We start from the raw sequence: 17,143 nt of genomic DNA, 5'->3' as shown, positions 1-17,143 counted from the left end.
AGGCGCGGAGAGAGGCGATGTTCGCCAGGTTCCGCGAAAGGCGGTTAAACCATAGCAAAGCATTGGACGCCGCAACGGCCAGAGTTTTTCCAGATGTTTTTCTTCTGAAAACGCCGCGCTTCAGCACGGATAAAACCTGCGGAGTACCATGACACCCTGTACGACCTATTGAGCTTGTTCTGCCATGCCTTTGATTTCCCGCTTCAACGCCCTGTTCGATCAGGCCCGGCGCGCCCTGTTGCTGGTCTGGGCGACATCACGCGGGTTGTTTCTGGGGTTGGTGCTGGCGACCCTGATTGCCGGCGTTCTGCCGGCGCTGGCCGCATGGCTGGGTCAGCGCATTGTCGACGCGGTGGTGACGGCGATGCAGTTGCACGCGCAGCAGGGCGATGCACCGCTGTGGCCGGTGTTGCGTTATGTGCTGATGGAGGCAGGGGTGTTGGCGCTGTTATCCGGAACGCAACGGGCGCTCTCGGTGCAGCAGTCGTTGTTGCGGGTGCAGTTGGGGCAGAAGGTCAACACGCTGATTCTGGAGAAAGCGCAGACCCTGTCGCTGGTGCAGTTCGAGAACTCCGAGTTCTACGACAAGCTGGTGCGCGTGCGCCGCGAAGCCTCGACCCGGCCGCTGGCGTTGGTGATGAAGTCGCTGGGGTTGATCCAGAACCTGATCATGCTGATCAGCTTCGGTGTGCTGCTGGTGCATTTTTCGCCGTGGGCGCTGTTGTTGCTGGTGATTGGCGCGTTGCCGGTGTTCTTTGCCGAGGCGCACTTCTCCGGCGACGCTTTCCGCCTGTTCACCCGCCGGGCCCCGGAGAGTCGGCAGCAAAATTACATCGAAACCTTGCTGTCCCATGAGGCCTACATCAAAGAGGTCAAGCTGTTCGGCTTTGCGCCGTTGCTGCTGCAGCGTTATCGGGACACTTTTGCCAAGCTCTACGCCGAGGATCGGCGCCTGACATTGCGTCGTGATGGCTGGGGTTTCGGTCTCGGCTTGCTCGGTACAGGGGCGTTCTATCTGGCTTATGCCTGGGTGGTGATCGATGCGGTGCACGGCAATATCAGTCTCGGTCAGATGACCATGTACCTGGTGTTGTTCAAGCAGGGGCAGAGTGCGGTCAGCAGCAGCCTGAGTGCGATCAGCGGTTTGTATGAGGACGGTCTGTACCTGTCGAGCCTGTATGAGTATCTGGCCGAACCGGTGTTGGCTGATTGCGGTCATCTCACCGTCGGCGCGCATCCGGGTGATGGCCTGCGTTTTGAGAACGTCGGTTTCCGCTATCCGGGGGCCAGCCGTGCCGCACTGGAAGGCATCGACCTGCACCTGGTGCCGGGCAAGAGTGTGGCGCTGGTGGGGGAGAACGGCTCAGGCAAAACCACGCTGATCAAATTGCTGACGCGCCTGTATCGGCCCGATCAGGGGCGGATTCTGCTTGATGGCAGCGATTTGCAGGATTGGGAAGAGAACACATTGCGGCGGCGTATCGGCGTGATTTTTCAGGACTACATTCGCTACCAGTTCACCGTGGGCGAAAACATCGGCGTGGGGGATACCTCGGCGTTCAACGATGAATCGCGCTGGCAGGCTGCGGCTACCGAAGGCATGGCCGCGCCGTTCATTGAAGGGCTCGACCGTGGCTATGCAACGCAACTAGGGCGATGGTTCGCCGGCGGTCAGGAGTTGTCCGGTGGGCAATGGCAGAAGATTGCTTTGTCTCGGGCGTACATGCGCCGCGATGCCGATATCCTGATTCTCGACGAACCGACCTCGGCGCTGGATCCGGCAGCGGAAGCGGCAGTGTTCGAGCATTTCAGCCAGCACACCGAAGAGCGCATGACCTTGCTGATCTCCCACCGCTTTTCCAGTGTGCGCAACGCCGATCAGATCATGGTGCTGGAGGGCGGACGGATACTGGAGCAGGGCGATCACGACAGCCTGATCGCCGCCAACGGACACTACGCCAAACTGTTCGATCTGCAGGCTCGCGGCTATCGCTAGGAATCCTGCGCGCTGCGTGCCAATGCGGGGCCGGCCACGCGCGGCGCGGGTTTGGACTGCATCATCGCATCGATCGCCTTGCGATAATTCTGCCCGCCCAGCGCCATGCTGTTGTTGTGGGTGGCACCCGGCACCAACAGCAGTCGTTTCGGTTGTCGGGCGGCGTTGAACAGTTGCTCGCTGAAACGTGGCGGCACGAATGCGTCGGCCATGCCGTGCACCACCAGCAATGGCATGTGAATCTCGGCGATCTTGTCGATGGAGTCGAATTTCTGCGACAGCAGCCAGCGCACTGGTAGCGAGGTGTTGGCCACGGCGGCAGCCACGTCGGCGAGAGAGGTGAAGGTCGATTCGATCACCAGACCTTTGACCGGCAGCGGTGTCTTGTCCCGTGCGGCGTCCTGGCCGAGTTCGGCGGCCAGATCAATAGCCACGGCGCCACCCAGTGAGTGGCCGTAGATCATGCGCTTGCTCGGGTCGGGCTGCAGGAGTTTGAAGCGCTCCCACGCCACACGGGCGTCTTCATACACGCTGCTTTCCGAAGGCAGATCGCCCTTGCTCTGGCCGAAACCACGGTAGTCGATGGCCAATACCGAGTAGCCAGCCGCGCGCAACTGCTCGATGCGGAACAGCTGTCCGGTGAGGTTCCAGCGCACGCCGTGCAGATAGAGAATCGCCGGAGCGTTCGGTCGTTCTGCGGGCCACCACCAGGCATGAATATTCTGCCCGGCCTTGAAGCTCTTGGGCTGCAAGTCGAGTTCCTGCACGCTGCCCGGCAAGCCGTGATACCAGCCGGCCGTGCCCGGTTCGATGCGAAACAGCAGTTTGCGCTCGGTGTGTTCGAGCACCGCACAACTCGTCGGCACGCCAATGATCAGCGCAGCCATGCAGGCGAACGCCAGACGGCGACGACGCAAACGGGTCATGAAGGACAGGAACATTAAACGGTTCACCACAGCGCAGACAAAGAAGGCTTTTTACCAGAAGGCTCGGTCTGCGCGTGACTTTTTCGACCACCGTCTACTCGCAACGATTACAAAATGCTGCGGCTCAGCCCACGCGCAGAACGATTTTGCCGATGTGGTCGCCACCTTCCATGCGCGCATGCGCCTGGGCCGCATCGTTCAGCGAATAAACCTTGTCGATGATCGGCAGGCAGCGTCCGGCGGCCAGCGCCGGCCAAACGTGTTCGCGCAGTTGCTCGGCAATTTCGGCCTTTTCCTCAGCGGTTCGCGCACGCAGCAATGAGCCAGTGATCACCGCACGCTTGGCCATGATCGCCAGCAGGTCGATGTCGTTGGCCTTGCCGCCACCGAGAAAGCCCAGCATCACCAGCCGGCCATCCATCGCCAGCGCGCTGACATTACCGTTGAGGTACGAAGCGCCCATGATGTCGAGAATCGCGTTCACCCCCTGGCCTGCAGTTTTTTCTGCGATGACTGTGGCGAAATCCTGCTCGCGATAATTGATCGGCTGCCCACCCAGTTTGCTGATTGCCGCGCATTTATCGGCACTGCCTGCGGTGGCGAAGGCTTCGATGCCGAACTCGCGGCAGAGCATCAGCGCGGTGGTGCCGATGCCGCTGGTGCCGCCGTGAATCAGCACGCGCTGACCGCGCTGAACGTCGCCGAGGCCGAACAGGTTGGCCCACACGGTAAAGAAGGTTTCCGGGATAGCGGCGGCCTGCACCCAATCCAGTCCATCGGGGATCGGCAGGGTTTGCCCGGCCGGGACGTTGCAGTATTCGGCGTAACCGCCACCGTTGGTCAGCGCGCAAACCTTGTCCCCGATGGCAAACTGACTGACACCGGCACCCAGCGCCACCACTTCGCCGGCCACTTCCAGACCGGGGATCGGGCTCATGCCCGGCTTCATCGGGTATTTGCCGGCCCGTTGCAGGGCGTCGGGGCGGTTGATCCCGGCGGCATGCACGCGGATCAGCACTTCACCGGCTGCGGCGACCGGTAACGGCACGCGTTTGGCTTGCAAGACTTCCGGGCCACCGGGTTGAGTGATTTCGATCCGGGTCATTTCGTTGGGCAAAGTCATGTCGATTCCTGTTGCTTGAGGTTCTGAAGATGGGAGCGCAGCCCGCGGGCAATGATTCCCTTCAATTTTCACAGACACGTTGTTCAGTCGCTGAGGGCAGCCATTTCAGGGCGTGCTCCAACAAAATCGCCACGACAATCGCCCCTGCGGCGATCACGAAGAGCATTGCGTGCTGACCGCCCGTGGCATTGAACAGCGCCGAATAGGCAAATCCGGCCAGCGCCTGAAACGTGGCAAACGATACGGTGGCACGGCTCCAGGCGATTTGCTGGCGATGGTGATCCGGCACCAGTTCATGCACGCGGGCCAAGGCCAGCGGGACGATGCCCGGCGGGAATGAACCGATGATCACTGCCAGCACGGCCAACGCGATGAAAGAGTGGGAAACCGCCAGCAGTCCCAGCGCAATCGCCTGCACCACCAATACCAGCCGGATGCCCATCCGCGCGCCAAGCCGATCCGCGAGAAAGCCGTAACTTACCGGGCCGACAATTGCGCCCAGGCCATACATCACCCAAACCAGTGCACCAATCTGCGCCCCGGCACCGAGCCCGCGAGCCACGTAATCCACCAGGAACACCATGGCCGGCACCAGACCTGCGGCCATGAAGGCGTATTGGCCGAACAGCAAATAGACGGCGGAGGGGGTTGGCTCAACCGCAGCGCCTGTGGGAGTGGCGGTCGGGTACGGTAGATCAACAGGCCAGCCAAACCAGCTCATAGCGGTCAGCAACAAGGACAATCCGCCCAGCCCCAGCCAGGTGGCGTGCAGGCCCATATTCAACAAGGGCGGGACGATGGTTCCGGAGGCGGCGATGCCCAAGCCGATACCGAGAAAAATCGCACCGCTGGCCAGTCCCTTGCGGGATGCCGGCACGTGGGGCAGAACAGTCGCCGCCACAAGCACCATAATCGCGCCGCCGGTAATCCCCGACAGCAATCGCCAGCCAAAGAACCAGCTCACCGACAACGGAAATGCGCAGGCAAAAAACGCTGCGGTGACCAGCAGCATCATCAGTCGCAGAGCGTTTTTATTGCCCAGTTGCCGCGCGATCGGCCGGCCGAGCAGGGCGCCGATCAGATAGCCGACCAGATTGGCTGCGCCGAGGTAGACCACGTCATTGGCAGAAAACCACTGCGCCTGAATCAGCGAGGGAATAAGCGGTGTGTAGGCAAAACGCGCCAGCCCAATGCCGACCAGGCTGGCGCAGAGTCCCGAGAAAATCGGTAAGGCTGAGGTTGATGTACGCATGACAGCGATCCTGAGGAAGGTCTATGGCGCTCAGAATATCGGCTATCTTTGCTGCGGTAATGCAGCGATTCGGCTTTATAGTGATGCAAATTTGCATGGGGCGGGCAGTATGAACTGGGATGATGCGCGGGTATTTCTCGCGGTATGCAGGGAATCGACATTACGCGGCGCAGCGCGGGTTTTGGGGGTGGATCAGGCGACTGTCGGGCGACGGATCACGGCGCTGGAAAAGTCCCTGAGCGCGACCTTGTTCCTGCGCACCTCCGACGGCTACGCATTGACCGCAGTCGGCGAGGCCGCGCTCAAAAGCGTGGAAAAAATGGAGCATTCGGCGCTGGAACTTGAGCGGCAGATTCAGGGCCTGGATGATCGTCTGACCGGCACCGTACGCGTCAGCACCACCGACTCACTGGCCATCGACTTTCTGATTCCGGCCATTAGTCGCCTGCACGCGCTGCACCCGGACGTGCGTGTGCAACTGGACGCCTCCACGCAGATTCTTAGCCTGGCCAAGCGCGAGGCGGACATCGCTGTGCGCAATACCCGGCCTGACAATCCCGATCTGATCGCGCGGCGGATTGCACGCTGGCCCGTGGGATTGTTCGCATCACAGGCGTATATCGACGCCCATGGCATCCCGCCGCCGGGTACGGCGTTCGAAGGCCATGACCTGGTGGTCTACCAGCCGTATTTGCAGACGCACAAGGACATGACGCTGGTTTGCGAGCCGCTGCATCGCGGGCGGATTGTCGCCAGCCTGAGTTCAAGTCTGTTGGTACGCCGCTCGATTGCGGCCGGCCTGGGCGTAGGAGAAATTCCGGTATACATGGGCGAGCGCGATGGCCTGATCAGGCTTTGGCCGGAGCGCAATCGCCCGCAACCGTATGAGGTCTGGCTGGTGACCCACGCGGACTTGCGCCACACCGCACGGGTCAGGGCGGTGATTGAGCAGATTGTCGAGGCGTTTGCACTGGAGAATGAGTGACGGCTCAAAGCGTTTTGGACAAGCTACAGCGTCTGACGAAACGCCCTACATCCACAGCAGAATCTGCCGGCTTGTGGGCTTGGAGCGCCAGTCCTAAGGTTGATGCAACTCGCAGCGCCAGGAAATCGGTGCGCCAGAGAAGGTATCGCTAACCCAGGGAAGGGGATCGGATTGAAAGCCAGGGAATTCGAGCAATATCAAAGCTTCGACACATTGAGCAAAGGTAGTAATACACAAATCATGAACGCTATCAGCCGTGAAGAATTCAACGCCAGGATCGAGAGCATCGAGGCAAGGATGGATGCTCGGGTAGAGCGAGTGCACGCAGATATCCGAGAGTTCCTTTGCTCCCAGGCAGAGCGAGACAAGGCGAATGAGCGCATCCAGTGTGAGCGAGATAAACGCTACGACTCGATGATTCAAGGCATTGCCATCGAGTCCAAAGAGGCGCTCAAAAAGGCGGGTTCCGTGAATGCCAACGTCTGGATGGCAACGGCTGTGCATCTGTTTGGTGTGGTCAGCATTGTCGTCGGTGGCTATTTCGCCAGTCAGGCCAACCTGTATGCAGCGATACAAACAACCTTGGCGGCGGTTCAGGCGGGCAAAGAAGTCGGCGCAGCCAAGCCTGCCGAGCAGCCATCACCGGTGTTGCCAAAATAAAAAAACGGCCTTCAATCGAAGGCCGTTTTTGTTGGCTTTGGAAACCCTGCCTCATGGCATTTGCGGCAGCTCTTGCGGACGCAGGTCAAACACCAGCACTTCTGCATCCGCGCCATTGCTCAGGGTCAACGCCTGTTCCTCGCGAACCCGCACGCCGTCACCTTCCTGCAGCAACTGGCCGTTGAGTTCAACACTGCCGCGAGCCACATGCACGTAGGCGTAACGGTTGGCGGACAGTTTCAGGGTGGCGCTTTCCTTGCCGTCTAACAACCCGGCGTAAACCCGCGCATCCTGGCGCACTGTCAGCGAACCATCGCTGCCGTCCGGCGAGATGATCAGTTGCAGGCGACCGCGTTTTTTCTGCGCACTGAAGTGCTCCTGCTGATAGCGCGGTTTGGCGCCGCTGATCTCCGGCACAATCCAGATCTGCAAAAAGTGCACGGGTTTGGTGGCCGAATGGTTGAACTCGCTGTGCGCCACGCCGCTGCCGGCGCTCATCAGTTGTACGTCGCCAGGGCGGATCACCGAGCCGGTGCCCAACGTGTCTTTATGTTCCAGTGCGCCTTCGAGCACGTAGGAAAAGATCTCCATGTCACGATGCGGGTGCTGGCCGAAACCTTTACCGGCGGCAACGCGGTCATCGTTGATCACCAGCAGGTCGGAAAAACCCTGTTCACGCGGGTCGCGGTAGCTGGCGAAGGAAAAGGTGTGGAACGACTTCAACCAGCCATGATTGGCGAGACCACGATCGGAGGCTTTGCGAAGAGTCAGCATGATGAAATCTCCTTGGGGGACGTGAATTCGTCCGAGTGAGGAGAAGATTACTGTTTACTCTGCGGGGTAATAAGTAGATGGAAATTGAAATACTGTCCGTTTCTGGTTGACAGTTGTGTGCGCTCGATCACGTATTTTTTTCCGACGACTGTGCCGCAGTTGGCCATAATGCTCAGCCTGTCCTGTCCGCTTACTTTTGATTATCAGTGATGTGTACCCCATGAAAACCGTGGCCATGGTGTTGTTCCCCGACTTTCTGCTGCTCGACATGGCCGGGCCGCTGGAAGTGTTTTCGGTGGCCAATCGCTATTTGAAACCGGAGTCGCACTATCAGCTGACGACCCTTGGCACCGAGCGCGGGCCGTTGCGTGCGTCCAACGGTGTGCTGGTACACACCGACCGGCATATCGAACAAGCCCTTGAGCGCTACGATTTGCTGCTGGTGCCAGGAGGGCCGGGGGCTTACAACGAAAAACACCCGGCGTTGCTGGCCTGGCTGAAAGCGGCCGTGCCCTGTGCCGAGCGATATGGTTCGATCTGCACCGGCGCCTTCGTGCTCGGCCATGCCGGGTTGCTCGACGGCTATCGGGTGACCACTCATTGGAACTACACCGAACGCCTGATCAAGGCATTTCCAAAGGCGAGCGTCGCCACCGACCAGATTTTCATTGAGGATCGCAATCTGATCACCTCTGGCGGGGTCACGGCCGGCATCGACCTGGCGCTGGCGCTGGTGGCGCAGGATCACGGCAAGAAGTTGGCCCAGGACGTCGCCAAAGTGCTGCTGGTGGTGATGAAACGTCAAGGCGGACAGGCGCAGTTCAGCCCCTTGATGGCGGCGGTGGCGCCTCAGGAAACACCGATCACCCGAGTACAGAATTACGTCCTGGACCATCTCGACGAAGTGTTCACTGTCGAGCGCATGGCAGGATTGGCCAACATGAGTGCACGGCACTTCGCGCGGACGTTTGTCCGCGACATCAATATGACGCCGATGGAGTTCCTGCAAAGTGCGCGTATCGACTGCGCACGAAATCTTTTGGAAGCCACTGACCTGCCTTTGAAAACCGTGGCCTACAAGAGTGGTTTTGGCAGTGTTCGGCACATGCGTCTGTTGTTCGCGGAAAAACTCGGCCTTACCCCTGTGCAATACCGCGAACAGTTCAGCTAGAGCGGTTCTGTCCGTTGTGCGCACCCGGATGTCCGTGCTGCGCCCTGTGTGAAGGTTGTGCCGTCATCGCAGGCTGCCAAGATAGTTGGCATGAACAGCCTCAACGATTTGCACTCGGCGTCAGTCCTGTATTTCGGCCCTTACGCCTTTCATTTGCGCCAACGGCTGATCCTCGACGGGGATCGGCAACTGCGCATGGGCGGGCGGGCGCTGGACATTCTGCAGGTGCTGGTCGAGCGTGCAGGCCGAGTGGTCAGAAAGGAAGAGTTGATTGCACGGGTCTGGCCCACTTCGGTGGTCGAAGAGATCAATCTTCGCGTCCACATTGCCGCCCTGCGCCGGGCGCTCGGTGACGGTGAGAACGGCCAACGCTACATCGTCAATGTGCCGCAATGTGGCTACAGCTTCGTTGCTCCGGTGCACGGCGACAATTTTGAGCACGTGGCCCTGGAACACCTGCAAGCGCCACAACACAACTTGCCTGTGCGGCTGACGCCGGTGACCGGTCGCGATTCAGTGGTGGGCTCGATGGTGCGGCAATTGCCACTGTGCCGATTGATGACCGTGACGGGGCCTGCGGGTGTCGGCAAAACTACGGTGGCGTTGCGTGCTGCAGAGTTGCTGTTACAGCATTTTCGCGACGGGGTCTGGCTGGTGGACCTGGCGGTAGTCAACGACGCCACGCCACTGCTCGATTATCTGTTGCACACCCTCGAAACCGATCTCGTCACGCTGGCAGCGCGTCACAGCTTGCTGGTGCTGGATAACTGCGAGCATCTGCGTGAAGCCTGCAAGGCTCTGGTTGAACGTTTACTGGAGGCCGCGCCACGGTTGTCGATTCTTGCGACCAGTCGCGAAGCATTGCAGGCGAGTCTGGAGACCGTGCAAACCCTGCCGCCACTGGCCATTCCCAAGTCCTCAGCGTTGGGCAGTGTCGAAGAGACCATGAGCTATTCGGGCGTGCAATTGTTTGTCAGTCGTGCCCGAGCCCGGCAGCAGGGTTTTACCCTGCGTGAACAGGATCTTAATGCTGTGCGCGACATCTGTCGGCGGCTCGATGGGCTGCCACTGGCGATTGAACTGGCGGCGGCGCACATTGATGCGCTGGCGTTGGTCGGCTTGCAGTCTCAACTCGACAATTGTTTACAGCTGCTCAGCCATGGTCGGCGTACTGCCGTGCCACGCCATCAAACCCTGAAAGCCGCGCTGGACTGGAGCTATCAGCACCTGAGTGAGCAGGAACAGCGGGTGCTGCAACGCCTGTCGGTCTTCAAAACGGCGTTTGCCATTGATGCGGCGATGGGTGTCATCAGTTGCTCGCAATTACCCCCGTCGACGTTGGCCCTGATGATTGATCGGTTGGCGCAGAAGTCTTTGCTGGCGGTGGAGCGGGGCAGTGCCGGGTTGCGCTATCGCATGCTCAACACCACCCGTCGTTACGCCCGCGAACAACTGGAACGCAGCGGTGAATCCAACGAGTACGAGCGTCGGCATGCGCGCTTCGTCAGCCGCAGTCGTTGGGTGTCAGGCTCGCAGTTGGCGGCCCAACTCGTCGAGTAACCAGCGCACCTTGCGCAGGTCCGGGGTAGCGTAGCCCTCGGTGAAGCGTTGATAGATCGGGTTCAATAACTCCAGTGCTTCGCGGTAGCGGTTCTGCCGTTGCCACAACTGCGCCAGCGAAGTAGCACTGCGCAGTTCCCAGGCCAGGGCGCCCTGGGTTTGCGCGATCGACAGTGCCTGGAGCAAGACCTTTTCGGCTTGCCGGGTGCTGCTGTCGGGGCAAGCCGATTGTTCAAGCAACATGCGATCGGCCCGAGCCCGCAGAATCTCCGCCGTGCTCCAGCCTGCAGCTCCGCTGTGTGCCCGCTCAAGCAACGCATCATCAACAAAGCGGCTGTCCAGGGTCACCATGATTTCTCTGATCAGACCGCTGTCATCGGTCGCTATCGGCACGGCGGCATCGGCGTCGAGGACCTGCGCGTATTGCCGTGCCCAGCGATAGAACAGCAATACGGAATGCTTCTGCGCCTGCTCCAGCAACAGCTGCAGCAAAGCACGGGCGTTTTGCGGGTCACCGTTGTAATGAGCAATCAGGCAACTGGCCAGCGCCAGGGTGTAGCAGATCGAGGTGCCGTGGTTGATTTGCACGGCGATGTCCAGTGCCTGCCTGGCCGTACGCCAGGCCTGTTCAGGGAAACCTTGCAGCCACAACACCCGGGCCAGCACCGTCAGCGAGGCGACGCTCTGGTCGTACTGCACGCCGAAGCCATGAGTGAAACGGTTGGGATTGCCGTTTTGCGCCATGTGCTGAATCACTTGCTCGGCATGCAGGCGTGCCTGCTGCTGGTCGCCGGCGTAATGCAGTGCCAACACCCGCAGGCGATGTGTACTCAGCGACAACTGCGGGTCGCCGTGCAGGCCGAGACGATCGAACTGTTCGCTCTGTTCCAGCGCCGACCGATAGTGGCCACAGCTGAGATTGACCGCCATGTGCCCGGACACTGCACGCAGTTGGCCGGCCACGTCGTCGTACTCTTGCGCCAGCGTATGGGCATCGACGAATGCGGCGATGGTTTCCGGGGTACCACCCCAGGTGTGGTAGCAGGCGCTGCCGAGCGCCAGTTTCAGCGCGATCTTCACCCGAGGGCAAGGTTCGGCAGCGTTTTCCAGCAGGGCCAGCGCCTGACGCACGTAACCGCCGTATTCCTTGAGCAGCGACAACTCTTGCCACAGGGGCGCCGAGGTCGCGGCCAGATAAATCCCCACATCATTGGGGCCTGCACCGTTCAGACTCCAGTCGAGCGCCGCGCGCAGGTCTTCCAGACCGCGTGCGTAGCGTTCGATCCACAGTGCGGTTGAGGTGGTTTCCCAATCGGTCTGCGCCTGATACATCAGCGCCAGACAACGTTCAGCGTGGCGTTCGCGGGTTTCGGCGAGTTCGGCGCCTTGCTCGAGTTTTTCCAGGGCATAGCGGCGCGTGGTGTCGAGCAACCGATAAAACACTTCTTCGTCACCGACTTCGACGTTGAGCAACGATTTGGCGACCAGTTGGGTGATTGAGCCGAACACCTCGCCGGGCTGGATGTGCTGTCCACCGATCACCGCAGCGGCGGACTCCAGCGTGAAGCCACCCCGAAACACGCCGAGCCGGCGCAGGCAGGTCTGTTCGCAATCGGTGAGCAGGTTGAAGCTCCAGTCCAGCGTGGCACGCAGCGTCTGGTGGCGCTCCACGCTGCTCTGATTGCCGGCAGCCGATACCGGCAGACGCCCTTGCAGCTGGCTGAGTAAACCCTGCAGGCCGAGTTCTCCAACCTGCGCCGCCGCCAGCTCCAGCGCCAGCGGAATGCCGTCCAGGCGCCGACAGATTTCAAGCGCATCGGGCAACTCGGCGTCGCTCAATTCAAAGCCCTCGTGCGCGGCCAGGGCGCGTTCGGCAAACAGTTGCAGTGCCGAAAAACTCAACGCCTGCGCACGATCAAGCACGGCAATCGGCGGCGGGTAATCGAGGGATTCGAGACGTTGCACATACTCGCCTTCGGCACGCAGGCTCTCGCGGCTGGTGGCCAGAATGTGAACCTGCGGCGCACCGCGCAAAATGCTCTCGCTGAGCAGTGCCATGGCGTCGATCAGGTGTTCGCAATTGTCGATTACCAGCAGCATCTGGCGCTCGCGCAGCGCATTGACGAGGTGGGTCAGCGGATCGTTGTCATGCAGCACCACATCCAGCAGGGCCGCCAGGTGCGAGCAGATCATTCGTGCGTCGTTGATCGGCGACAGATCCAGCAGCCGGATACCGTCCCGATAGTGGCCGATCATCTGCTCGGCAACGCGCAGGGCCACGGTGGTTTTGCCGATGCCGCCGGGGCCGACCAGCGTGATGCAGCGCTGGCGTGGCAACTGCCTGATCAGGCTGTCGACCAGCGGCTGGCGGCCGATCATTCGCGTGCGGCGCAGTGGCAGGTTATGCCGGGTGCCGGTCTCTGCGCAGGTGTGCTGTTCGATCGATTGCAGCCTGATCGGTGCGACAAAGCTGTAGCCGCGCTGCGCCACCGTGACGATGTATCGCTGCCCGCCCTGACCATCGCCCAGGGCTTTGCGCAACGCCGCCATGTGCACCCGCAGATTGATGTCTTCGACGACGCTGTCCGGCCACACGCCGGCAATCAGTTGCTGCTTGCTCACGACATCGCCGGCATGCGCCAGCAGGATCAGCAGAATATCCATGGCACGTCGGCCCAGGCGTAACGGCTGCTCGCCCTCAAGCAGCAGCCGTTTGCCGGGCTGAATCCGATAGGGGCCGAAACCGAGGGCCTGATTCGGGGGAAGACTCAACAGCTCACTCCTGCGAAATTTTTATAATCCTGCCCACGGCGTGTGAAGCCTCCGTGAAGGGCAGTGCGGATCAGCGTCAGCGGCACGCAAGCCTTCTAATCCGCAGTTTTGCCGACATATTCCGCAGGTTCTGGCGTCAGTGCAACGTGCAGATTGCCGGCAATGCTCGAAAGTGATGCTGCGATCGGCATTTTTGCCCGCTGCAATGTTCAGACCAGCGCTTTGTCTCGCGGACAATTAACAACGATTAACTCGTCTGTGTTCGCTTCAACCCCAAAAATCCGCTGAGTCAAGCTTGCCCTCAGGTCAGGACCTGATGGCTGCAATGGAGTGCACATGTGCGGAGGGCGGCGCAATGAGCAACGTGGTGGTGGTCTATCACAGCGGCTATGGCCACACACGGGTCATGGCAGAAGCCGTGGCGCAGGGCGTCGAACGGCACTTGGGCAGTACCTGTCGGTTGGTGGCGGTAGAAGAGGTCGAGTTCTATTGGGATGAGTTGCACCGCGCCGACGCGATCATTTTCGGTGCGCCGACTTACATGGGCAGCGCGTCGGCGGGCTTCAAGCATTTCATGGAGGCCAGCGCGGCGTTCTATCTGGCAAAACCATGGCGCAACAAGGTTGCCGCCGGGTTCACCAATTCCGGAAGCCTGTGCGGGGACAAGCTCAATACATTGCTGCAAATGGCGGTGTTCGCCGCGCAGCATTCGATGATCTGGGTGGGTCTCGACCTGCTCCCGGCGCGCTCGGTGGCGGGCTGCTTCGATGGTCAGTTGAATCGTCTGGGCAGCGCGCTCGGGGCCATGTCCCAATCCAATGTCGAACAGCCCCCCGAGCAGGCGCCGCCGCTCGAAGACCGGCGCACGGCGGCACACCTGGGCGAGCGGGTGGCGCAAGTGGCGCAGCGGTTGAGGCAGCAATGAAGCGCAGGGAAATGAGCTTGGCGCGCGACAGCGTCTAGACCGCCAGGCGTATGCCGACAGGCGCGGCCGACGCTGGTGGCTTTTCGGCCTTCATGCCCGGCACCTCACGACACCGCCAGGCGAAAGGGCTGATCCCTTCGCTACGGGTGAAGATATGGCAGAAATGTGCCTGATCGCAGAAGCCACATTCCAGGCTGATCTGCGTCAGGCTCAAGTGGGTGAGCCGGATCAACTGCTTGGCACGAGCGATGCGCTGGGTGCGGATCCAGTCCTGTGGCGAGAGTCCGGTACTGCATTTGAACGCCCGGGAAAAATGACTGCGTGACAACGAACAGGCCTCTGCCAGTTCGGTGACTTCCAGGCTTTCACCCAGGCGGTCGAGGATCAACTGTTTGGCCCGCCGTTCGCGTTGCGGACTGAGGCCGCCGATGCGCGGTGTGCGGGATTCGCTGGAGGGGGCGAGGGCGACTGTTTGTTGTAAGTGAGCCATGGCCAATGTCCGTGTCGGGGGGGCAACGCACGCTCGGCACGTTTCCCTCTGGTCAAAAAAACAATGTTTCGCAGAGGGTTTCATTGTTGGACGGGGCCGGAAGACTGACGAGTTAAACGTTGTTAATTGCGCCGCAAAACGTTGAACTCAGCACATCGCTGCAAGTCGCCGCCATCGACAAACCTTCCAATGGCTGCCGGTGGAATACGGCCCATACAAACGTGCGGCCAGCGTACCGTTGATCAAGTAAAGTACGGCGCTATCGCACCCGACTGAACACGACTTCTCAAGCAAGGAACACGAGCCCATGAACCGTAACGATCTGCGTCGCGTCGACATGAACCTGCTGGTGATTTTCGAAGCGTTGATGTTCGAAAAGAACCTGACCCGCGTCGCCGAAAAACTGTTCATGGGCCAACCGGCGGTCAGTGCGGCGCTGGGTCGTTTGCGCGACCTGTTCGATGATCCTTTGCTGCTGCGCAACGGTCGCAGCATGGAGCCGACCGCCCGCGCGCTGGCGATTCTGCAGGAGCTGCAACCGGCGATGGATGTGATCTCCGGCGCGGTCAGCCGGGCCAAGGAATTCGACCCGGCGAGCAGTTGCGACGTGTTCCGCATCGGCCTGTCGGACGACGCCGAGTTCGGTCTGTTTCCGCCGCTGCTGCGACAGCTTCAGCAGGAAGCACCGGGCATCGTTGTGGTGGTACGCCGTGCCAACTATCTGCTGATGCCGGCGCTGCTGGCGTCCGGGGAAATCTCGGTCGGGGTCAGTTACACCACCGATCTGCCGGCCAACGCCAAGCGCAAGAAACTGCGCGACATTCCCTGCAAAGTGCTACGCGGCGATGATCGCCCGGGGCCGCTGACGCTGGACGAATACTGCGAGCGCCCGCACGCAATGGTGTCGTTCTCCGGCGACCTGAGCGGCAACATTGACCTGGACCTGGCCAAGGTTGGCCGGCGTCGGCGCGTGGTGCTCGGCGTGCCGCAGTTCAGCGGTTTGCGTGCGTTGCTCGCCGGCACTGAAATGATTGCTACCGTGCCGGACTATGCCGCGTGTGCGCTGGTCGAAGGCTGCGCCTTGCGCGCTGAAGATCCACCGTTCCCGATCGACGCCGCACAGCTGTCGATGGCCTGGAGCGGGGTGCACGACAACGACCCGGCCGAGCGCTGGCTGCGCTCGCGGATCAGCCAGTTCATGGCGGCGCCGCTGGATATCCCGCATTCCTGACGCGCCAAATTTCCCTGTGGGAGCGGGCTTGCTCGCGAAAGCGGTGTGTCATTCAACAATGATGCTGGCTGACCGGACGCCGCTGTCGGATCGCCGCCCGCACCAGGCTCGCTCGCACAGGAATCCGACTCGCCTGAAAGAGAGCACATCCATTCAATTTTCCCTCGCCCGCACCGAGCATGATTCAACCCGATAAGGATTTAAGGGTAGGGTCATGAGCGCATCACAACACGATGAACAGGCACAGGATGTCGGTCTGCTGTTTCTGCGGGTCAGCGGCGGATTGTTTCTGCTGTGGGTGCACGGTTTGCCCAAACTGCTGGATTTCAACGCGCAATTGCAGCAGATCGAAGATCCGTTCCACCTCGGCGCGCACCTCACACTCTGCCTGGCGATTTTCGCTGAAGTTCTTTGCCCTCTACTGATCGTCGCCGGGGTGCTGGCGCGATTGGCCTGCTTGCCTATTCTTTTTGTTCTGCTGGTGGCGCTGCTGGTCGTGCACCCGCAATGGAGTGTGGCCGAGGGGCAGTTCGGCTGGTTGCTGTTGATCCTGTTCGCCACTGTGTTTATCGCCGGGCCGGGACGCCTGGCGCTCAATGTTCGTCTGCCCGGAGTGCTGCGTTATGCCTGAAGCCCTGAGTCCAAAAGCACCGGGGGTCGGTGAAACCGTGACCCTGATCGTCAAGCACCGGGTCAAGGCCGGGTTTGAACAGCCATACGAGGCGTGGTTGCGCAACATCGTCCGGGTCGCCGGGCAGCGCGACGGTCACCTCGGGGTCGACGTGGTGCGCGGCAAGTTGGCCGGTCTCGACACCTACACCTGCGTCCTGCGCTTTTCCTCCACCGAGGCCATGCAACTGTGGCTGGAGTCGCCGCAGCGTCAGGCGCTGGTGGATGAAGCGGCGCCGATGCTCGCCGATGGCGACCAGACCGAAGTCGCACCGGTCAACGAATTCTGGTTCGCGCCGCTGGCCGATGCCGCGAAGCCGCCGCCGCGCTGGAAGCAAGCGGTGATCACCCTGCTGGTGATTCTGCCGCACACGCTGCTGGTGCCGCTGATCTGGGGGCCGCTGCTCAAGCTGCATCCGCTGCTTTCCAACTACGTGGTCGCCACGTTCCTGATCACCCTGACCATCGTCCTGTCGGTGGTGTACGTGTTCATGCCCCGCGTGACCCGGTTGTTCGCGCCGTGGCTGGAAGCCGGTCAGGCCCATGCTCACGTCGAGCCGGCGAAACAGCCGTCACGCTGACACCCATTCATCTACTCGAAAGGAACTG

Annotated in this window: 15 protein-coding genes; 9 read left to right on the top strand and 6 right to left on the bottom strand. The window is 61.0% G+C overall.

Going from position 1 to position 17,143, the window contains the following annotated elements; translation table 11 throughout:
* The first annotated feature begins 184 nt into the window (after positions 1-184).
* Positions 185-1,996, top strand: a complete 1,812-nt coding sequence (locus tag VLA07_RS15620) for an ABC transporter ATP-binding protein (RefSeq protein WP_333989632.1) — start codon at positions 185-187, stop codon at positions 1,994-1,996.
* On the opposite strand, the gene VLA07_RS15615 is transcribed toward VLA07_RS15620, so the two are convergent.
* The 3 genes from VLA07_RS15615 to VLA07_RS15605 form a co-directional block, all read right to left on the bottom strand.
* Positions 1,993-2,937, bottom strand: a complete 945-nt coding sequence (locus VLA07_RS15615; RefSeq protein ID WP_333989631.1) for an alpha/beta hydrolase — start codon at positions 2,935-2,937, stop codon at positions 1,993-1,995. The genes VLA07_RS15620 and VLA07_RS15615 overlap by 4 nt on opposite strands.
* 109 nt (positions 2,938-3,046) lie before the next feature.
* Positions 3,047-4,045, bottom strand: coding sequence for an NAD(P)H-quinone oxidoreductase (locus VLA07_RS15610; protein WP_333989630.1), 999 nt, complete (start codon positions 4,043-4,045; stop codon positions 3,047-3,049).
* A gap of 61 nt (positions 4,046-4,106) precedes the next feature.
* Entirely contained in the window at positions 4,107-5,297 is a 1,191-nt protein-coding gene (locus VLA07_RS15605) for a YbfB/YjiJ family MFS transporter (RefSeq protein ID WP_333989629.1), read from the bottom strand.
* 109 nt (positions 5,298-5,406) lie between these two features.
* On the opposite strand from VLA07_RS15605, the gene VLA07_RS15600 reads away from it, so the two are divergent.
* Positions 5,407-6,282, top strand: coding sequence for a LysR family transcriptional regulator (locus VLA07_RS15600; protein ID WP_285375844.1), 876 nt, complete (start codon positions 5,407-5,409; stop codon positions 6,280-6,282).
* A 171-nt stretch (positions 6,283-6,453) separates the two neighbouring features.
* On the top strand, positions 6,454-6,942 hold the full coding sequence (locus tag VLA07_RS15595; protein WP_333989628.1) for a hypothetical protein: 489 nt from the start codon (positions 6,454-6,456) through the stop codon (positions 6,940-6,942).
* 51 nt (positions 6,943-6,993) lie between these two features.
* Here VLA07_RS15595 and VLA07_RS15590 read toward each other — a convergent pair whose 3' ends face one another.
* Complete coding sequence (locus tag VLA07_RS15590) at positions 6,994-7,716, bottom strand: pirin family protein (protein ID WP_333989627.1); 723 nt, start codon at positions 7,714-7,716, stop codon at positions 6,994-6,996.
* 220 nt (positions 7,717-7,936) lie between these two features.
* Between VLA07_RS15590 and VLA07_RS15585 the strand changes: the two genes are divergently transcribed.
* Both VLA07_RS15585 and VLA07_RS15580 read left to right on the top strand, forming a co-directional pair.
* Positions 7,937-8,887 (top strand): GlxA family transcriptional regulator, encoded by a 951-nt coding sequence (locus tag VLA07_RS15585; RefSeq protein WP_285375843.1) that lies wholly within the window; start codon positions 7,937-7,939, stop codon positions 8,885-8,887.
* 90 nt (positions 8,888-8,977) lie between these two features.
* Positions 8,978-10,447, top strand: coding sequence for an ATP-binding protein (locus tag VLA07_RS15580; RefSeq protein WP_103367637.1), 1,470 nt, complete (start codon positions 8,978-8,980; stop codon positions 10,445-10,447).
* On the opposite strand, the gene VLA07_RS15575 is transcribed toward VLA07_RS15580, so the two are convergent.
* Complete coding sequence (locus VLA07_RS15575) at positions 10,412-13,219, bottom strand: ATP-binding protein (protein WP_333989626.1); 2,808 nt, start codon at positions 13,217-13,219, stop codon at positions 10,412-10,414. The genes VLA07_RS15580 and VLA07_RS15575 overlap by 36 nt on opposite strands.
* A gap of 355 nt (positions 13,220-13,574) precedes the next feature.
* On the opposite strand from VLA07_RS15575, the gene VLA07_RS15570 reads away from it, so the two are divergent.
* Entirely contained in the window at positions 13,575-14,144 is a 570-nt protein-coding gene (locus VLA07_RS15570) for a flavodoxin family protein (protein WP_027611586.1), read from the top strand.
* Positions 14,145-14,178: 34 nt separating this feature from the next.
* On the opposite strand, the gene VLA07_RS15565 is transcribed toward VLA07_RS15570, so the two are convergent.
* The gene (locus tag VLA07_RS15565; protein ID WP_027611587.1) at positions 14,179-14,634 is read right to left on the bottom strand and encodes a helix-turn-helix domain-containing protein; all 456 of its coding nucleotides are present in this window, start codon (positions 14,632-14,634) and stop codon (positions 14,179-14,181) included.
* A gap of 307 nt (positions 14,635-14,941) precedes the next feature.
* On the opposite strand from VLA07_RS15565, the gene VLA07_RS15560 reads away from it, so the two are divergent.
* The 3 genes from VLA07_RS15560 to VLA07_RS15550 all read left to right on the top strand — a co-directional run bounded on the left by VLA07_RS15560 (position 14,942) and on the right by VLA07_RS15550 (position 17,115).
* Positions 14,942-15,865 carry a LysR family transcriptional regulator gene (locus VLA07_RS15560; protein ID WP_027611588.1) on the top strand — a complete coding sequence of 308 codons (924 nt, stop codon included), beginning with the start codon at positions 14,942-14,944 and terminating at the stop codon, positions 15,863-15,865.
* A gap of 214 nt (positions 15,866-16,079) precedes the next feature.
* Positions 16,080-16,496: a DoxX family protein gene (locus tag VLA07_RS15555; RefSeq protein WP_098964597.1), complete on the top strand. Its 417-nt coding sequence runs from the start codon at positions 16,080-16,082 to the stop codon at positions 16,494-16,496.
* Complete coding sequence (locus tag VLA07_RS15550) at positions 16,489-17,115, top strand: antibiotic biosynthesis monooxygenase (protein WP_095136682.1); 627 nt, start codon at positions 16,489-16,491, stop codon at positions 17,113-17,115. Before VLA07_RS15555 ends, VLA07_RS15550 begins: the two co-directional genes overlap by 8 nt.
* Positions 17,116-17,143: the final 28 nt, after the last annotated feature.

Origin of the sequence: Pseudomonas sp. S3(2024) (genome assembly GCF_036861315.1) — a bacterium.
In the GTDB taxonomy this organism is placed as follows: Bacteria; Pseudomonadota; Gammaproteobacteria; order Pseudomonadales; family Pseudomonadaceae; genus Aquipseudomonas; species Aquipseudomonas putida_A.
This window is presented reverse-complemented; position numbering and strand designations above follow the sequence as displayed.